Here is a 16,284-nt window from a genome sequence, read left to right on the forward strand (position 1 = left end):
GCTTCATCCGCATGGTCACCGCAGACCCCCGCAGCACTGCTGCACAGCCTCTTCCCCGCACCTCCGACGAGTCTCAGCAGCTGCTTCTGCAGATGCGCGGCATCGTGAAGGTCTTCCCCGGCGCCCGTGCTCTCGACGGCGTCGACCTCGATGTCCGACCCGGTGAGGTGCACTGCCTCCTCGGCCAGAACGGCGCCGGCAAGTCCACCCTCATCAAGACCCTCGCCGGGGCCCACCAGCCCACCGAGGGCGAGATCCTCGTCGACGGGAACGTCGTCACGATCCCGTCCCCGACGGCGGCCCTCGCCCTGGGCATCGCGACGATGTACCAGGAGCTCGACGTCGTCGACGGCCTCTCCGTCGCCGAGAACATCTTCCTCGGCCACGAGCTCTCCCGCGGCGGCTTCACCGCCCGGGCGAAGGCCACGAGGATCACCCGCGAGCTGATGGAGCGCCTCGGCCACTCCGAGATCTCGCCGAACCGCGAGGTCGGCACGCTCTCCGCCGCCGGCAAGCAGATCGTGCAGATGGCCCGTGCCCTCTCGCACGACGCGCGGGTCATCATCATGGACGAGCCCTCCGCGGTGCTCGACTCCGAGGAGGTGGAGAACCTCTTCCACGTGGTGCGCCAGCTCACCGCCTCCGGCGTCGCCATCGTCTACATCTCGCACCGCCTCGACGAGATCCGCGCCATCGGCGACCGGATCACCGTGATCAAGGACGGCGCGACCGTCGCGCAGAACCTCGCGGTCGCCGACACCCCCACCTCGAAGCTCATCACCCTGATGACCGGCCGCGCCGTCGAGTACGTCTTCCCGGACCGCCAGGAGCTCGACGTCGAGGCCGAGACGCTGCTGAAGGTCGAGAAGCTGGGCCTGCAGGGCTCCTTCTCGGACGTCTCCCTCGAGATCCGCGCCGGCGAGGTCGTCGGCCTCGCGGGACTGGTCGGCTCCGGCCGCTCCGAGATCCTCGAGACCATCTACGGGGCGCGCCGCGCCAGCACCGGGACGGTCAGCGTGGCGGGCAAGCGCCTGCGCGCCGGATCCGTCACCTCGGCGGTCGACGCCGGCATCGGCCTCTGCCCGGAGGAGCGCAAGAGCCAGGGCCTGCTCCTGGACGAGCCGGTCTACCGCAACATCACCCTCTCGACCTTCGACCGCTTCGCCAAGCGCGGCTTCCTCGACGAGCGCTCCGAGCGCGCGGCGGCGGCCGAGCAGGCGGTCTCCCTCGACCTGCGGCCCTCCGGGGTCGACCGCGACGCCCGCACCCTCTCCGGAGGCAACCAGCAGAAGGCGCTCCTCGCCCGCTGGCTCGTGCGCGGCTGCCGCGTCCTGCTGCTCGACGAGCCGACCCGCGGGGTCGACGTCGGCGCACGGGCCGAGATCTACACCCTGATCAGGGACCTCGCGACCAACGGCGCCGCCGTGCTCGTGGTCTCCAGCGAGATCGGCGAGGTCCTCGGACTCTCCGACCGAGTGCTCGTGATCTCCGACGGCGCCGTGGTCCACGAGGGCCCGGCCGATTCGATCGACGAGCACCGCGTGCTCGATCTCGTCATGGAAGGAAGTGCAGCGTGAGCGGACAGCTCGACACCGCGTCGCCGTCGATCGGCGGTCCGCAGGAGGACGCCGCCCGTCACGCGTCGGCCGCGACGGGAGGCTCCTCCGGGGGCGTGCCCTCGAAGGACTCCCGCTCCGGGATGGCCCGCCTCATGCAGGGCTCCCTCGGCCGCAACGTCGGGCTGCTGCTCGCGCTGGTGATCCTCTGCATCGTCGGATTCGCGACCGCGGGGGAGCGCTTCGCCAGCGTCGACAACGTGCTCACGATCCTCCGCCTCGCCGCGGTCATCGGCGTGCTGAGCATCGGGATGACCTTCGTCATCACCTCCGGCGGCATCGACCTCTCGGTCGGCTCCGTGATGGGGCTCGCGACGGTCTGGGCGAGCACGGTCTCGACCCAGTACTACGCGGCCAACACCTCCTGGTTGGTGATCGTGCTCACCGCGGTCGTCGTCGGCCTCGTCTGCGGCCTGATCAACGGCGCGCTGATCGCCTACGGCCGGGTCGTCGCCTTCATGGCGACCCTGGCGATGCTCGTCGCCGCCCGCGGCTTCGCCGAGCTGATCTCGAACCGCCAGACGCAGGTCGTCACGGTCACGCCGTTCCTCGACTTCTTCCGCGCCGACGTGCTCGGCATCCCGGTGCTCGTGCTGATCTTCGTGGTCGTCGCCGTCGCCGGCTGGATCCTGCTCAACCGCACCACCTTCGGCCGCCGCACCATCGCGGTCGGCGGCAACCCCGAGGCGGCCCGCCTCGCCGGCATCAAGGTCCGCCGCCACACCATGTACGTCTACGGCCTCGCCGGGCTCACCGCCGGCATCGCCGCCGTCATGATGCTCGCCCGCACCACCGCTGGCAGCTCGACCAACGGCCTCCTCTACGAGCTCGACGCCATCGCGGCGGTCGTCGTCGGAGGCACGCTGCTGGCCGGCGGCCGCGGCACCATCGTCGGCACCGTGTTCGGCGTCCTCATCTTCACGACCCTGACCAACGTGTTCACGCAGAACAACATGTCGACCTCGACTCAGGCCGTCGCGAAGGGCGCGATCATCGTCGCCGCCGTCCTGCTGCAGCAGCGGTTCGCCGCCCGCGGCAGGAAGTCCTGACCCCGGGGCTCCGGCCCCGCTCCTCCACACACAGCAACCCACCCGACCACTCAGGTCACCTCTCCGCAGGACACGTGTGCCCTCGGACCCCTCGGATCGATCGAAGGAGATCACTTCCATGCCCGCACGCCCCTTCACCCGCAGTCGCCTCTCCCGCACCGCCCGACTCGGCTCGGCCGGCGTCGCCTTCGGCGCCGTCGCGCTGATGCTCACCGGCTGCATCTCGAACGCCCCGGTCGAGACCGGCAACGCCGCCTCCGGTGGGACCGCCGCCGCCGTGGCCGCCTCGGACAACGACGCCTCCGGCGACAACGTCGTCATCGGCTTCACCGCTCCCGCCGCCGACCACGGCTGGATGGGCGCGGTCAGCCGCGCCGCCATCGCCGAGGCCGAGAAGTACGACGACGTGGAGCTCCGCACCGCGGAGGGCACCAACGACGTCAATCTCCAGATCAGCCAGGTCGAGACCTTCATCAACGACGGCGTCGACGCGATCGTGCTCCTGCCGATCGACGGAGCGGCGCTCACGCAGGTCGCCACCCAGGCGATGGAGGCGGGCATCACCGTCATCAACGTGGACCGCGAGTTCTCCAGCCCCTTCGCCGCCCGGTCGACCATCCTCGGCGACAACTACGGCATGGGCGTCAGCGCCGGCACCTACATCTGCGAGGAGCTCGGCGACAACCCCGACGCCGTCGTCGCCGAGATCGCCGGCATCGACTCCCTCCCGCTGACCCAGGAGCGCAGCCAGGGCTTCTCGGACGCGCTCGAGGGCTGCGGACTCGACGTGGACAACCGCGTCGCCGCCGACTTCACCGTCCAGGGCGGAGAGCAGGCCGCGGCCAACCTCCTCCAGGCCGCGCCGAAGATCGACGCCATCTGGAACCACGACGACGACCAGGGCGTCGGCGTCCTCGCGGCGATCGACACCGCCGGACGCGACGAGTTCCTCTTCGTCGGCGGCGCCGGATCGGCCAACGTGATGCGCGCGATCGAGGCCGACGACTCCGTCGTCAAGGCCACGGTCGTGTACCCCTCGACCCAGGCCGCGGACGGCATCAAGCTCGCCCGCCTCGTCGAGCAGAACAAGTCGATGGCCGACACCAGCTCGCTCGGCGTCCCGCGCCAGATCCAGCTCTTCGCGCCGGTCGTCACCAAGGACAACGTCTCCGAGTACCTGCCCTCGGCCTTCGAGTCCTGATCGGCCCCACCAGCCCGGGTCGGCGCGGGAACCATCCCGCGCCGACCCCCACCTCGGCGCCGCCCCGGGATCACTGACGACCCGCAGCGCAGCGCCACCGGCATCCGCGAGAGGAGGAGGAGTGCAAGACACCGGCCCCAGGGCCGGACAGGAGGAGACCGGATCCGCTCAGTCGTGCGGACAGCGACGGACCCGGCCTCTGCGATGAACACCTCATTGAAGGAATCACATCACGCATGAATGGTAAGCGATCCTCGAGAAGAAGCATCAGGCGTCTTCTCGCACTCGGCATCGCCGGGATGGTGACGGTCTCCGGACTCACCGCCCTCGGCCTGCCCGCCTCGGCCCACGACGGAGTGGACCACGGTTCCGAGGGCGGAGCATCCGCTCTCGACTGGAGCAACTATGAGAAGGTCCTGCTGACGAAGAACGTCGGCGAGCCCCTCGACCTGGCCGTCCTCCCGGACAAGTCGGTCCTCCACACCGCTCGGAACGGCGAGATCCGCCACACCGACCCCAAGACCGGCACCACCCGTGTCGTCAACACGATCCCCGTGTACCAGAACTCGGAGGACGGGCTGCAGTCCGTCGGCATCGACCCCGACTTCGCCGAGAACAAGTGGGTCTACCTCGTCTACGCGCCCCCCGGGAACACCCCGACCGGCGCGGCTCCGAACATGCTGCCCGAGGGCGCGACCGACAGCTACTGGGACCAGTGGAAGGGCATCAACCGCCTCTCCCGGTTCAAGTGGACCGGCTCGGGCCTCGACCTCGCGAGCGAGCAGAAGATCATCGACATCGAGACCCAGCGCGGGCAGTGCTGCCACGTGGGTGCCGACTTCGACTGGGACGCCGACGGCAACCTGTACCTCTCCACCGGCGACAACACGCCGGCGAGCGCTCCGGGTGCCGCGGGCTTCGCGCCGAACAACGACGCGCCCCGCATGAACCCGGGCTTCGACTCGCGTCGAGGCGCCGGCAACACGAACGACCTCCGCGGCAAGATCCTCCGGATCACCGTGCAGGAGGACGGCTCGTACACGATCCCCGAGGGCAACCTCTTCCCGGTGGGAACCGAGAAGACCCGCCCCGAGATCTTCGTGATGGGCGTCCGCAACCCGTTCAAGATCGACGTCGACGCCGAGACGAACACCCTCTCCTGGGGCGACTACGGCCCCGACGCCACGAAGGCCGCTGCGGCCGACGGCGTCCGCGGCCCGATGGGCCTCGTCGAGTGGAACGCGACCGGACTGGACGAGCCGCACAACTCCGGCTGGCCCTACGTCCACGGACCCAACGCGCCGTACAACGAGTGGAACTTCGAGACGTCGACGCCCCGCGGCTTCTTCGACCCGGAGAACCTGAAGAACAACTCGCGCTGGAACACCGGCCTCGTCGACATCCCGGACGCCAAGGCGGCGACCGTCTACTACGGCGACAACCCCGGCGACCAGCCGTTCGACGAGCTCGTCAACTTCGGGACCAGCACCGGCCAGGGCCCCATGGGCGGACCGGTGTACCACTTCGACGCGGAGAACACCTCGACGTCGAAGTTCCCGGAGTACTGGGACAAGAAGACCTTCTTCGGCGAGTTCTCGCAGGACTACATCGCGGCGTTCACGCTCGATGAGGACCGCGCGGTCACGCACATCGAGGACTTCCTCCCCAACGCGGCGCTCAGCCAGGCCGCGCAGCCGATCCACGACAACCCGATGGACATGGAGTTCGGCCCCGACGGGTCGATGTACGTGATCGAGTACGGCGACGGATTCTTCCGCGCCAACCCCGACGCGGGCCTGTACCGGATCGACTACGCCGAGGGCAACAAGGCGCCGCAGGCCCGCTTCACCGCGACCCCCCTGTCCGCCTCGCAGACCCCGCTCGAGGTCACGTTCGACGCCAAGGGATCGACCGACCCCGAGGGCGACGCGCTCACCTACGACTGGGACTTCGACGGCGACGGCACCTTCGACGCCACCGGAGTGACCGTCAAGAAGACCTACACCGAGCTCGGACAGTTCACGGCCCGTCTGCGCGTCACCGACGCCAAGGGCAAGTTCAGCCTGACCTCGCGGGTCATCTCGGTCGGCAACCAGGCGCCGCAGATCCAGATCCAGACGCCCGGCAACGGCTCGTTCTTCAGCTGGGGCGACGCGATCCCCTACCAGGTGACCGGCAAGGACGCTGAGGACGGCGACCAGATCGTCAGCAGCCGCGTGGGCTGGACCTACGGCCTCGGCCACGACGAGCACGCCCACCCCGAGGTCACCGGCACCGGTGCCAAGGGAGCGTTCCCGACGTCCAAGGACTCGCCCGAGCACGGCCCCGGCGCGCTGCTGTACGGCACCGTCGTCGTGACCTACACGGACGGCGGCTTCAACGGCCTGCCCCCTGCTGCGGCCGAGGCGACGCTGCGGCTGAACCCGAAGACGCAGGAGGCGGAGCACGCCGCCCGTGAGGGCGTCCTGCCCTACGCGGACACCACCGCCAGCGGCGGCAACGCCGTCAGCGGACTCGGTGCGGGATCCTTCCTGCGCTGGGACCCGGTGAACTTCGCCAACCTGACCGGCGTCGTGGTCCGCGCCACCGGTGAGGGCACCGTCGACCTCCGCTGGAACGCTGCCGACGCAGCGCCCTTCGGAACAGCGACCATCCCCGCGGGAGCCGGCTGGAAGGACGTCCTCGTCCCCTTCGGCACCAACGTCCCCCGCGGCACCGGCTCGCTCTACGTGACCTCGCCCAACGGCCTGTCGCTCGACTCCCTCACCTTCCAGGGTGCCGGCGCCGGTGACAAGACGGCTCCGACCGTCGCGGCGACCCTCGACCCGGCAGCGCCTGCGGGCGTCGGCGGCGTCTACAACAAGCCCGTGACCCTCGGCCTCACCGCCACGGACAACGGAGCGCTCTCCACCGTCCAGTACTCCGCCGACAACGGCACGACGTGGACCACGGTCCGCGCCGTCAACGGCGCGTACACGGTCCCGTTCACCACGAACGGCGCCCGGACGATCCAGTACCGCGCCACCGACACCGGCGGCAACGTCTCGGCGGTCGGCACGGTGAAGTTCACGCTCGACCTGGCCGCGGCGAACGCCCCGACCGCCGCGTCGACCACCACTGTGGCGCTCTCGGCTCCCCGCGTGACCTTCGGGGCACCCGGCGAGGCGACCGTCACGGTCACCGGTCAGGGTGGGAACCCCGGCGGAGAGGTCGTCCTCTACGAGGGCGCCACCGAGCTGGGCCGCGCGACGCTGAAGGACGGCAAGGCGACCTTCGCCCTGCCGAAGACCCTCGGCGCCGGCACCCACACCTTCCGTGCGGCGTACGGCTCGGACGCCACCTTCAAGGCCTCGGAGGGCACCGCCCGCCTGATCGTCTCGAAGGCCGCCTCGGAGCTCACCGCGACCGTCTCGCCCAACCCGGTCAAGCCGGGCGCCAGCGCGCAGGTCACGGTCGACGCGAAGTCCTCGACGGGTGTCGCCGGCACCGGTCAGGTGAGCGTGATGGTGAAGAGGAACCTCTCCACCGTCGCGATGCTCACCGGGACCCTCGACGAGAACGGGCACGTCGTGGTGACGCTCCCGAAGCTCGCGGCGGGCAGCTACAAGCTGACCGTCACCCACACCGCCACGGCGGACACCAACGCCGCGTCGGCGCTGCTGAACCTCACCGTCCAGCAGTAGCCCCCGCGCAGGGGCCGGCCGGCTCGACCGGGCCGGCCGGCCCCCCACCCCCTGCACCATCTGCCATTTCGAAGGAGAAATGATGCACCACCACCACGCATCCATCACGGCCAAGCCGATGAGCCGGCGCTCGCTGATGACGGCCCTGGCCGCATCGACCGTCGCGGTCGGCGTCGGAGCGGGAGCCCTCGCGGCGCCCGCCACGGCCGCCCCCGCGCCCTCGTCCGGATCCACGCGCCTGGTCCCGATCAACCGCATCGGCATCCAGCTCTTCAGCGTCCGCGACAAGGTCTCGTCGCTCGGCTTCCGGGCCGTCTTCGAGGAGCTCGGCCGCATCGGCTACAGCGAGATCGAGTTCGCCGGGTACACCCAGGGCAACGTCGGGGCGATCACCCCGCAGCAGATCCGCCAGCTGCTCGACGACAACGGCCTCCGCGCCGTCGGCTCGCACGTCGGCACCAACCTCCTCCGCTCGGAGCTGGGCAAGCAGATCGAGATCGCGCAGATCCTCGGCACGCCGCACCTCGGCACCGGCAACGCGCCCACCAACGTCAACACCAAGGCGGGCTACCTCGCCGCGGCGGAGGAGTGGAACAAGTGGGGCCAGCAGGTCTCGGCCGCGGGCATGAAGCTCTACCAGCACAACCACGCCGGTGAGTTCGGGTTCGCCACGGACGACCCCAAGACCCGCCTGTACGACCTCTTCTACGACAACACCGACCCGCGTCACGTGTACCTCGAGATGGACGTCTACTGGGCGTACGTCGGCAAGAAGCTCTACCCGGGCTTCGAGCCGCTCGACTACATCAAGCGCAACCCGCGCCGCTACCCGATCCTGCACCTCAAGGACGGCAAGACGAACAACGCCAACACCAACGGCTACGACATCGTCGAGTTCGGCGCGGGCAACCTGCCCTACCAGGCGTTCCTCTCGGAGCTGCGCGACCGCGGCCAGCGCTTCGGCGTCTGGGAGCAGGACACCGCTCCCACGCTGGCGACGCCGCCGAGCACGGGGAACTCCCTCGAGGCCGCTTCCCGCAGCTACTCCGCGATCGCTGCGCTCCGTGGCTGAGCGCACCCCGCGCCGCGCGCGCCGCACCGACAGCACCACCACCAGCACGACGCGCACGAGCGCACCGAGGAGAACCCCCATGAAGTGGAAGACGCCCACGGCGGTCCTCGCGGCCGCCTCCCTCGCGATGGTCGCCGCACCGTCCGCCTTCGCGGCGACGACGGACTGCACCACCGAGCTCGGGAACCAGACGATCACCGGAGACCTCAACGTCGGCGCGGGCCAGACCTGCGTGCTCGGCAACGTGACCGTCACCGGCAACGTCATCGTCGGCGACGACGCCTGGCTGGACGCCACCTCGGCGACCATCGGCGGCGACGTCATCGGCACCGACGCGTACGGCATCTCGATCGACGGCACCAGCGTCGGCGGAGACGTCGTGTCGTTCTCGGACGGCAGCCGCAACGGCTTCCTCTACCTGCGCGACCTCACGGTCGGCGGCATGGTCGAGGCCGGCGGGATCGACGTCGAGTTCAGCGACCTCTCGGTCGACGGCTCGGTCAGCACCGACGCGGCGAACTACGTCGACGTCGACCGCACCAGCGTCGGCGGCGACGCCACCTTCGCCGGCAGCGACTTCGGCGTGAACGTGCAGGGCGCCATCGTCGGCGGCTCGCTCGCCGTCACCGGCTCCTCGCGCGGCGTCCTCCTGGGCGCGAACGAGGACGGCTCGGCCTCGGCCCTCGGCAACACGGTGGGCGGGAACCTCACGCTCTCGGGCAACTCCGGCAACGTCCAGCTCGCGGGTACGACGGTCGGCGGGCGCATCGCGCTCACCGACAACGCGCCGGCGGTCAACTTCGGCGCGGGCAACACCGCCGCCGGAGTCGACGGCACCTTCACGGGAACGGCGGCGGGCGCTGCGGCGGCCGGCGACCAGGCCGTGGCCGTCATCGTCCCCGAGGCCAACAAGGGCGAGCTGACCTGGACGCTCGAGGGCACCAGCAACCTGGTGAACCTCGGCGTCGCCGAGGAGCAGGGCGACCACTTCGCCGCCTCCGGTGAGCTCGTGCCGGTCCGGGTGACCGACACCCGCCTCAACGGCCCGGCCTGGTCGGTCACCGGCCAGCTGAGCGACTTCCGCTCCGGCGAGAAGACGTTCTCGGGCAAGCACCTCGGCTGGACCCCCGAGGTCCTGGAGAACACCGGCGGTGCCGTCGCGGGCGCAGCCGTCCCCTCCGGGTTCGACTCGGGCAACGGCCTCGCCACGCCCCGCGTCCTCGGCTCCGCCGCGGCGCAGCACCCGACCGGATCCTCGGTCCTGGGCGCCGACCTCGACCTGAAGCTCCCGCTCTCGGTCGGAACCGGCACCTACACCGCGACGCTGACGCTCACCGCGCTCGGCTAGCACCGGTGGGGCGGCCTCCGGGCCGCCCCACCCTCCCCCCGTCTCCCCGCGAGACGCCACTCCGGTACGCCCCGCTCGGCGTGCCGCGTACCGGAGCGGCGTCCCGCGGGGAGGCATCCCCCCTTGCAACGGAAGCCTGATCGATGTCGCTCATGCCACGCACCTCCCGCACCACCGCCGCCCTGCTGCTGATGACGCTCCTCGCAGCCGGCGGCCTCTCGGCTCAGGCGGGTGCCCAGGAGGCGGACCCCGCCTCCACGCCGGTCACCTGGGGGGTGCGCCCCGCCGACACCGAGCAGGGCAGCGAGCGGCCGAACTACGCGTACGCCCTCGATCCCGGCGGACGCCTCAGCGACGCCCTGATCGTCTCCAACTACGACGACGAGGAGCAGACGTTCCGCGTCTACGGCTCCGACGGCTTCATCACCGAGGCCGGCCAGCTCGACCTGCTCCCCGCCGCGGAGCCCTCGACGCAGCTCGGCAGCTGGATCGCGTTCCCCGAGCCCGAGGTCACCGTGCCCGCCGGCGAGAGCGTGCAGGTCCCGTTCGAGGTCGTCGTCCCCGACGACGTGACCCCGGGCGACTACGCCGCGGGCGTCGTCTCCTCGATCCTGGTGCAGGGCGAGACCGGAGTCTCGGTCGACCGGCGCCTGGGCTCGCGCATGTACCTCCGCGTCGGCGGCGAGCTCGCCCCGCGCCTGTCGATCGACGGCCTCGCCGTCTCGTACCAGGGCGGCTGGAACCCCTTCGCCCCCGGCTCCGCGACCGTCGACTACACCGTGACCAACGCGGGCAACACCCGTATCGCGCCGGGCGCCGAGATCAGCGTCGCCGGCCTCTTCGGCCTCGCGCCGGTGTCCGCGACCGACCCGGAGCCGCTGCCCGAGCTCCTCCCCGGAACCTCCGTCTCGCGCACCGTGACCGTCGCCGGAGTCTGGCCGCTCTTCGTCGCGACCGCCCGCGCCGCGCTCTCGGGCACCGTCGTCACCGCCGACCAGGCCGCGCAGGCCGACTCCGCCGTCGTCGTCCCCGACGTGCCGGTCGCCACCGCCGAGACCTCGGCCGCGGCCGTGCCGTGGAGCGCCGTGCTCCTCCTCGCCCTGCTCATCGGGCTCATCGTGCTGACCGTCGTCCGCCGCCGCCGCCGGGCCGCGGGGGAGCAGGCGCGCATCGACGCCGCCGTCGCCGCCGCTCTCGGCGCCCAGCCGGAGGACGCCGACCGCGCGGAGGTCCGCTCCTGACCGGGTGCGGCCGACGCGGTCCGCGAGGGATCGCGCCGGCGCGGCCCGCCGCCTCCGGGTGCGCGGCCGCCGCTCTAGCGGACCGCCCGCCCCTCGGCGCGCAGCTGCTCGAGGAAGCCGTCCACCACGGCGGGGCTGAGCAGGTGCCCGCGCAGCATCAGCGCGGCACCGCGCACGCCCCCGCTGCCGCCCAGCTCGGCGGTCACCACGTCGAGCCGCTGCGTCGCGAGGGGGAGGGAGCGCTCGTCGATCACCGAGCGCACGGCCGTCAGGATCTCCGGGCTGGCGAGGGCGACCGCGCCGCCCAGCACGATGACGGAGGGGTTCAGCAGGCTCACGCAGGTGGCCAGCACCTCGCCGAGCTGCAGTCCCGCGATCCGCGCCGCCTCGACGGCCTCGGGATCGCGCACCTTCAGCAGGTCGATCAGCTCGCGCACCGACTGCACGTCGCGGCCCGCCCGGGCGAGCCCGGCGGCCAGAGCGGAGCCGCCCGCGACCGCCTCGAGGTCCCCCTCCTGACCGCCCGCCGCGGCCGGGGCCGTGCGCGGCACCTGGACGTGGCCGAGATCACCCGCGGAGCCGAGGGCTCCGCGCTGGAGCAGCCCGGACGAGACGATGCCCGCGCCGATGCCGGTGCCGACCTTCACGAACATCAGGTCGAGGGCGTGCGGGAAGCGCGAGGCCCGCTCACCGAGCGCCAGCAGGTTCACGTCGTTGTCGACGAGCACCGTGGTGTCGTAGCGCCGGCGCACGAAGGCGGGGATGTCGAAGCCGTCCCAGCCGGGCATGATCGGCGGGCGCACCGGGCGGCCGCTCGCGTGCTCCACCGGGCCGGGCACGCCGACCCCGATGCCCGCGAGGGCGGTGCGGTCGACCCCGGCCGCGGCGAGGATCCCGTCGCAGACGTCGAGCGCGTGCCCGAGCACCGCCACGGGGCCCTGCGCGATGTCGAGCTCCTCGCGGCGCTCGGCGATGATGCGGCCGTCGAAGTCGGTCAGCGCGATGGTCGAGTGCGCCGCGCCCAGGTCGATGGCCAGGAGGGAGCGGACGGCCGGGTCGAAGACGAGGCGCGCGGACGGACGGCCGCCGGTCGACGGAGCGCGGTCGAGGTGCGCGATCAGTCCGAGCTCGAAGAACTGCTCCAGGCGCGTCATCACCGCGGTCCGCGCGAGGCCCGTCTCCTCGACCAGCTCGGCGCGGGTGCGCGGCCGACCGTCGGCGAACAGCCTCAGCATGTCGCCGGTCGCGGTACCCGCGCGCTCGGCCACGCTCAGCTCCTTCTCTCGGCCCGGAGGACGGGTTCGGGGGACAGCACACCTGAGGAAACCAGTCGACGCACGGTCGCGCAATCTCGGCGGGCCCTGCGTGCGGTTCCTGCGCAACACGGCCGGCCGGAGGCGCGACGCGCGCCCGGCCGAGGCCCCTCCCCACTCCGATCGCCCGGGTGCGCCCCGACGATCGCCGCTCAGCCAGCCCTTCCAGACAGGAGAGAACGATGACCTCGTCCGACACCACCACCACAGGCGCCCCCCGATCGAGCGGGCGCATCGGCCTCTGGCTGATCGGGGCCCGGGGCAGCGTCGCCACCACGGCCGCCGTGGGCCTGCACGCCATCGCCGCCGGAGCCGCGCCCAGCTCGGGCTGCGCCACCGCGACCCCCGCCTTCGAGGACGTCCCGCTCGCCGGGTTCGCCGACATCGTCATCGGCGGCCACGACGTCTCGCCGACCCCGCTGCTCGAGAAGGCCACGGGCCTCGCGGCCGGCGGCATGTTCCCGACCTCGGTCGTCGCCGAGGTGGCCGACCGGATCGACGCGACCGACGCCGAGATCCGCCTCGCCCCCTCCGACGCCGCGTCGCAGCAGGAGGAGATCGACCGCCGGGCCGCCGACATCGTCGCCTTCCGCGAGCGCCACGGCCTCGCCCGGGTCGTCGTGATCGACGTCGCCTCGACCGAGGTGCTGCCGGCCGACCGTCCCGAGTTCCACGACCTCGCCGCTCTGCGCGCCGCCCTGGCGCGTCCGGGCGAGCGCCTCCTGCCGCCGAGCTCGATCGCCGCCCTCTCGGCCGTCGTCGCGGGCGCGGCCTACGCCTGCTTCACTCCCTCGACCGCGCTGGCTCTGCCGGCCCTGGAGGAGTGGGCCGCCGAGGCCGGGATCCCGATCGCCGGCCAGGACGGCAAGACGGGGGAGACCCTGCTCCGCAGCGTGCTCGCGCCGATGTTCACGGCGCGCGGGATGCGCGTGCTCTCGTGGGCGGGGGCGAACCTCCTCGGCGGCGGCGACGGGCAGACCCTCGCCGACCCGGAGGCGGTGCGCTCGAAGCTCGTCTCGAAGAACCGCGGACTCCGCAGCCTCCTCGGCGACGACGTCGTCACTCCGCTCCACATCGACAACGTCCCGGACCTCGGCGACGTCAAGACCGCCTGGGACCACGTGCACGCGGAGGGCTTCCTCGGCTCGCGGATCACGGTGCAGACGATCTGGTCGGCGTACGACTCGGCCCTCGCGGCGCCGCTGATCCTCGACCTCGCCCGCCTGCTGGCGCTCGCGGACGAGGCCGGCGTCTCGGGCCCGGTCGGCGAGCTCGGCTTCTTCTTCAAGGACCCGTGGGGCAGCGACGTGCACGGGTTCGCCGAGCAGACCGCGGAGCTGGTGGCCTGGTCCGCCCGCACCGGCGCGCTCGTCGCCGAGCGCCGCACCCCGGTGACGAGCGGGACGCGGAGCGATGGCTGAGCTGCGCGACTACCTCGAGCTCGTCCGCGCGAAGGCCGCGCTCACCGTGATCGGCGACACCGTCGCGGGCGGAGCGTGGGCGGGCCGCGGAGTGGGAGCGCGCACGGTCGCGCTCCCGCTGTCCTCCGCGCTGCTCTACTCGGCGGGCATGGCGCTCAACGACTACGCGGACGCCGAGCTCGACGCCCGGGAGCGGCCCGAGCGGCCGATCCCCTCGGGGCGCATCCGGCGCTCGGCGGCGCTGGGCACGGCGGCCGCGCTGACCGCGGCGGGGATCGTCGTGGCGGCCGTCGTGGACGGGCGGCGCTCGCTCGCGCTCTCGCTGCCGCTCGCGGCCGGGATCTGGTCGTACGACCTGCTCGCGAAGCCGACTCCGCTGGGCCCGGTCGTGATGGCGGCCTGCCGCGGTCTCGACGTGCTGCTCGGCGCGGGCGTCGACGGCGTGCGCGCGGCGGCCCCCGCCTCCGCCGCTGTGGCCGCGCACACGCTCGGCGTCACCGTGCTCTCGCGCGGCGAGGTGCACGGCACCACCCCGGTCGCGGCGGGTGCGGTCTCGGCCGGCACCGCGGCGATCGCGCTGTCCACCGCGGCCGGCGCTCTGGCCGAGCGCCGGGCCGCCCCCGCCGCGGTCGTCGCCGCGGGCCTCGGGCGCTGGCTCCTGCTCGTGCTCACCGCGCAGCTGCAGGCCGTGCGGACGCCGACGGCCGCGGCCGCGCGGACGGCGACCCGCGCGGGCATCACCGGGATGATCCCGCTGCAGGCCGCGCTCGCCGGTCTGAAGCGTCCCGAGCTGGGGGCGGCGCTGCTCGCGCTCGACGCGCTCGGCTCCCTCCTGCTCCGCCGCCCGCGGACGGCGGACATCACATGAGCGCCACCGGACCCGTCCTCGGCTACGGCACCAACGGCTTCGCCGACCACACCCTCGACGACGCGCTCACGGTGATCCACGCCGCGGGGTACCGCGCCGTCGCGCTCACCCTCGGGCACCCGCACCTCGATCCCTTCGCAGCCGACTGGCGCGAGCGGACGCTGGCGCTCCGGTCGCGGCTCGACGAGCTGGGCCTGCGCGTGGTCGTCGAGACGGGCGCGCGGTACCTGCTCGACCCGTTCGCGAAGCACCGCCCCACGCTGGTCGACGAGGAGGCCGGCCCCCGGGTCCGCTTCCTCGAGCGCGCGATCGAGATCGCCGCGCTGCTGGGCGCCGACGCCGTCTCCCTCTGGTCGGGGGTCGTGCCGGCGGGCGCGGATGCGGCCGCGGCCTGGCGTCTTCTCGTCGAGCGGATGCGCGGCGTCGTCGCGACGGCCGAGCGCCACGGCGTGCGGCTGGCCGTCGAGGCCGAGCCGGGGATGCTGGTGGAGACGGTGGCCGACGCGCTGCTGCTGCGCCGCGAGCTCGGCGACCCGGAGTCGGTCGGGCTGACGGTCGACCTCGGCCACTGCGTCGTGGTGGAGCCGGACGGCGTGGTCGGAGCCCTCCGCAGCGCCGGGGACCTGCTGCTGAACGTGCAGGTCGACGACATGCTCCCGGAGCGGCACGAGCACCTCGAGCTCGGCACCGGATCGCTCGACCTCGCGGCCGCCTTCGCGACCCTCGCCGAGATCGGCTACCGCGGGATCGCCGCCGTCGAGCTGCCCCGGCACTCGCACGACGCGCCCCGCCTGGCCGTGGCGAGTCTCGCGGCGATGGAGGAGGCGCTCGGCGGCGCCTCCTCGCACGCCGAGCACCCGTGGACCGCGGCCGCCCGCTCCGCCGTCCTCGAGCGCCCGTCGCGGATCGAGCGCTTCTTCCCCGCCGCGGGCCGCGAGGCCGGACGCGAGCCGCTCCGGCCCGCCGAGGACCCGCACGGCCTCGTCCACGGCACGCACGACGACGCGGCCCGCGCCGCCCTGGTGCAGGCCGCCGCGCAGGCGCTCGGCGACGACGACCTGGCCGCTCTCCTCCTCCGCCTCTACCGCGGCGGGGACGGCGCCGAGCGCCGCGGAGTGCTGGCCGGGCTGAACGCCCTCGGCGACCCGGGACCGGCTACGACCCTCGCCGGCCTCGAGCTGACCGCCGACGCCCTGCGCGCCAACGACACCCGGCTCGTCGCCGCGGCGATGGGCTCCTTCGCCCGCCGCCACCTCGACGCGCACGCCTGGCGGCACGGGGTGCTCAAGCTCGTCTTCCTCGGCGTCCCGCTCGCAGCGGTCGCCGGGCTGGAGGAGCGCAGCGACGCCGAGCTGCGCGCGATGGCCGGCCGCTTCGCGGACGAGCGCCGCGCGGCCGGGCGCCCGCTCCCGGACGATCTGGCGGTGCTCCTGCCGAGCTGACCGCCCCCGAACGCCGCCCCGACCGCGGGG

Annotated in this window: 11 protein-coding genes; 10 read left to right on the top strand and 1 reads right to left on the bottom strand. The window is 72.8% G+C overall.

Annotated elements, in window-relative coordinates; all coding sequences use genetic code 11:
* The first annotated feature begins 92 nt into the window (after positions 1-92).
* The 7 genes from C5D09_RS12995 (at position 93) to C5D09_RS13025 (ending at position 11,210) form a co-directional block, all read left to right on the top strand.
* The gene (locus tag C5D09_RS12995) at positions 93-1,577 is read left to right on the top strand and encodes a sugar ABC transporter ATP-binding protein (protein ID WP_208543410.1); all 1,485 of its coding nucleotides are present in this window, start codon (positions 93-95) and stop codon (positions 1,575-1,577) included.
* A gap of 122 nt (positions 1,578-1,699) precedes the next feature.
* Positions 1,700-2,665, top strand: coding sequence for an ABC transporter permease (locus C5D09_RS13000; RefSeq protein ID WP_104222491.1), 966 nt, complete (start codon positions 1,700-1,702; stop codon positions 2,663-2,665).
* Between the two features lie 118 nt (positions 2,666-2,783).
* Positions 2,784-3,866: a substrate-binding domain-containing protein gene (locus tag C5D09_RS13005; protein ID WP_104222461.1), complete on the top strand. Its 1,083-nt coding sequence runs from the start codon at positions 2,784-2,786 to the stop codon at positions 3,864-3,866.
* A 236-nt stretch (positions 3,867-4,102) separates the two neighbouring features.
* Complete coding sequence (locus C5D09_RS13010; RefSeq protein WP_181135046.1) at positions 4,103-7,549, top strand: PQQ-dependent sugar dehydrogenase; 3,447 nt, start codon at positions 4,103-4,105, stop codon at positions 7,547-7,549.
* 82 nt (positions 7,550-7,631) lie between these two features.
* Positions 7,632-8,621 (top strand): sugar phosphate isomerase/epimerase, encoded by a 990-nt coding sequence (locus tag C5D09_RS13015; protein WP_219813837.1) that lies wholly within the window; start codon positions 7,632-7,634, stop codon positions 8,619-8,621.
* A 79-nt stretch (positions 8,622-8,700) separates the two neighbouring features.
* Positions 8,701-9,969: a hypothetical protein gene (locus tag C5D09_RS13020; protein ID WP_104269481.1), complete on the top strand. Its 1,269-nt coding sequence runs from the start codon at positions 8,701-8,703 to the stop codon at positions 9,967-9,969.
* Between the two features lie 152 nt (positions 9,970-10,121).
* Entirely contained in the window at positions 10,122-11,210 is a 1,089-nt protein-coding gene (locus tag C5D09_RS13025) for a hypothetical protein (RefSeq protein WP_146078976.1), read from the top strand.
* Positions 11,211-11,284: 74 nt separating this feature from the next.
* On the opposite strand, the gene C5D09_RS13030 is transcribed toward C5D09_RS13025, so the two are convergent.
* The gene (locus C5D09_RS13030; protein WP_258067006.1) at positions 11,285-12,478 is read right to left on the bottom strand and encodes an ROK family protein; all 1,194 of its coding nucleotides are present in this window, start codon (positions 12,476-12,478) and stop codon (positions 11,285-11,287) included.
* A gap of 227 nt (positions 12,479-12,705) precedes the next feature.
* On the opposite strand from C5D09_RS13030, the gene C5D09_RS13035 reads away from it, so the two are divergent.
* From C5D09_RS13035 to C5D09_RS17875, 3 genes are read left to right on the top strand one after another with little or no spacing between them, the layout of a single operon-like run.
* On the top strand, positions 12,706-13,944 hold the full coding sequence (locus C5D09_RS13035) for an inositol-3-phosphate synthase (protein ID WP_104226602.1): 1,239 nt from the start codon (positions 12,706-12,708) through the stop codon (positions 13,942-13,944).
* The gene (locus tag C5D09_RS13040) at positions 13,937-14,812 is read left to right on the top strand and encodes an SCO3242 family prenyltransferase (protein WP_219812291.1); all 876 of its coding nucleotides are present in this window, start codon (positions 13,937-13,939) and stop codon (positions 14,810-14,812) included. The genes C5D09_RS13035 and C5D09_RS13040 overlap by 8 nt, the downstream gene beginning before the upstream one ends.
* Entirely contained in the window at positions 14,809-16,254 is a 1,446-nt protein-coding gene (locus tag C5D09_RS17875) for an EboA domain-containing protein (RefSeq protein ID WP_104263224.1), read from the top strand. Before C5D09_RS13040 ends, C5D09_RS17875 begins: the two co-directional genes overlap by 4 nt.
* Positions 16,255-16,284: the final 30 nt, after the last annotated feature.

This window comes from Rathayibacter sp. AY1C9, from assembly GCF_002932315.1.
Lineage (GTDB): Bacteria > Actinomycetota > Actinomycetes > Actinomycetales > Microbacteriaceae > Rathayibacter.

Coding starts and splice junctions, on each gene's coding strand:
- C5D09_RS12995 (WP_208543410.1), top strand. CDS start 93: ATGCGCGGCATCGTGAAGGTCTTCCCCGGCGCCCGTGCTCTCGACGGC.
- C5D09_RS13000 (WP_104222491.1), top strand. CDS start 1,700: ATGGCCCGCCTCATGCAGGGCTCCCTCGGCCGCAACGTCGGGCTGCTG.
- C5D09_RS13005 (WP_104222461.1), top strand. CDS start 2,784: ATGCCCGCACGCCCCTTCACCCGCAGTCGCCTCTCCCGCACCGCCCGA.
- C5D09_RS13010 (WP_181135046.1), top strand. CDS start 4,103: ATGAATGGTAAGCGATCCTCGAGAAGAAGCATCAGGCGTCTTCTCGCA.
- C5D09_RS13015 (WP_219813837.1), top strand. CDS start 7,632: ATGCACCACCACCACGCATCCATCACGGCCAAGCCGATGAGCCGGCGC.
- C5D09_RS13020 (WP_104269481.1), top strand. CDS start 8,701: ATGAAGTGGAAGACGCCCACGGCGGTCCTCGCGGCCGCCTCCCTCGCG.
- C5D09_RS13025 (WP_146078976.1), top strand. CDS start 10,122: ATGCCACGCACCTCCCGCACCACCGCCGCCCTGCTGCTGATGACGCTC.
- C5D09_RS13035 (WP_104226602.1), top strand. CDS start 12,706: ATGACCTCGTCCGACACCACCACCACAGGCGCCCCCCGATCGAGCGGG.
- C5D09_RS13040 (WP_219812291.1), top strand. CDS start 13,937: ATGGCTGAGCTGCGCGACTACCTCGAGCTCGTCCGCGCGAAGGCCGCG.
- C5D09_RS17875 (WP_104263224.1), top strand. CDS start 14,809: ATGAGCGCCACCGGACCCGTCCTCGGCTACGGCACCAACGGCTTCGCC.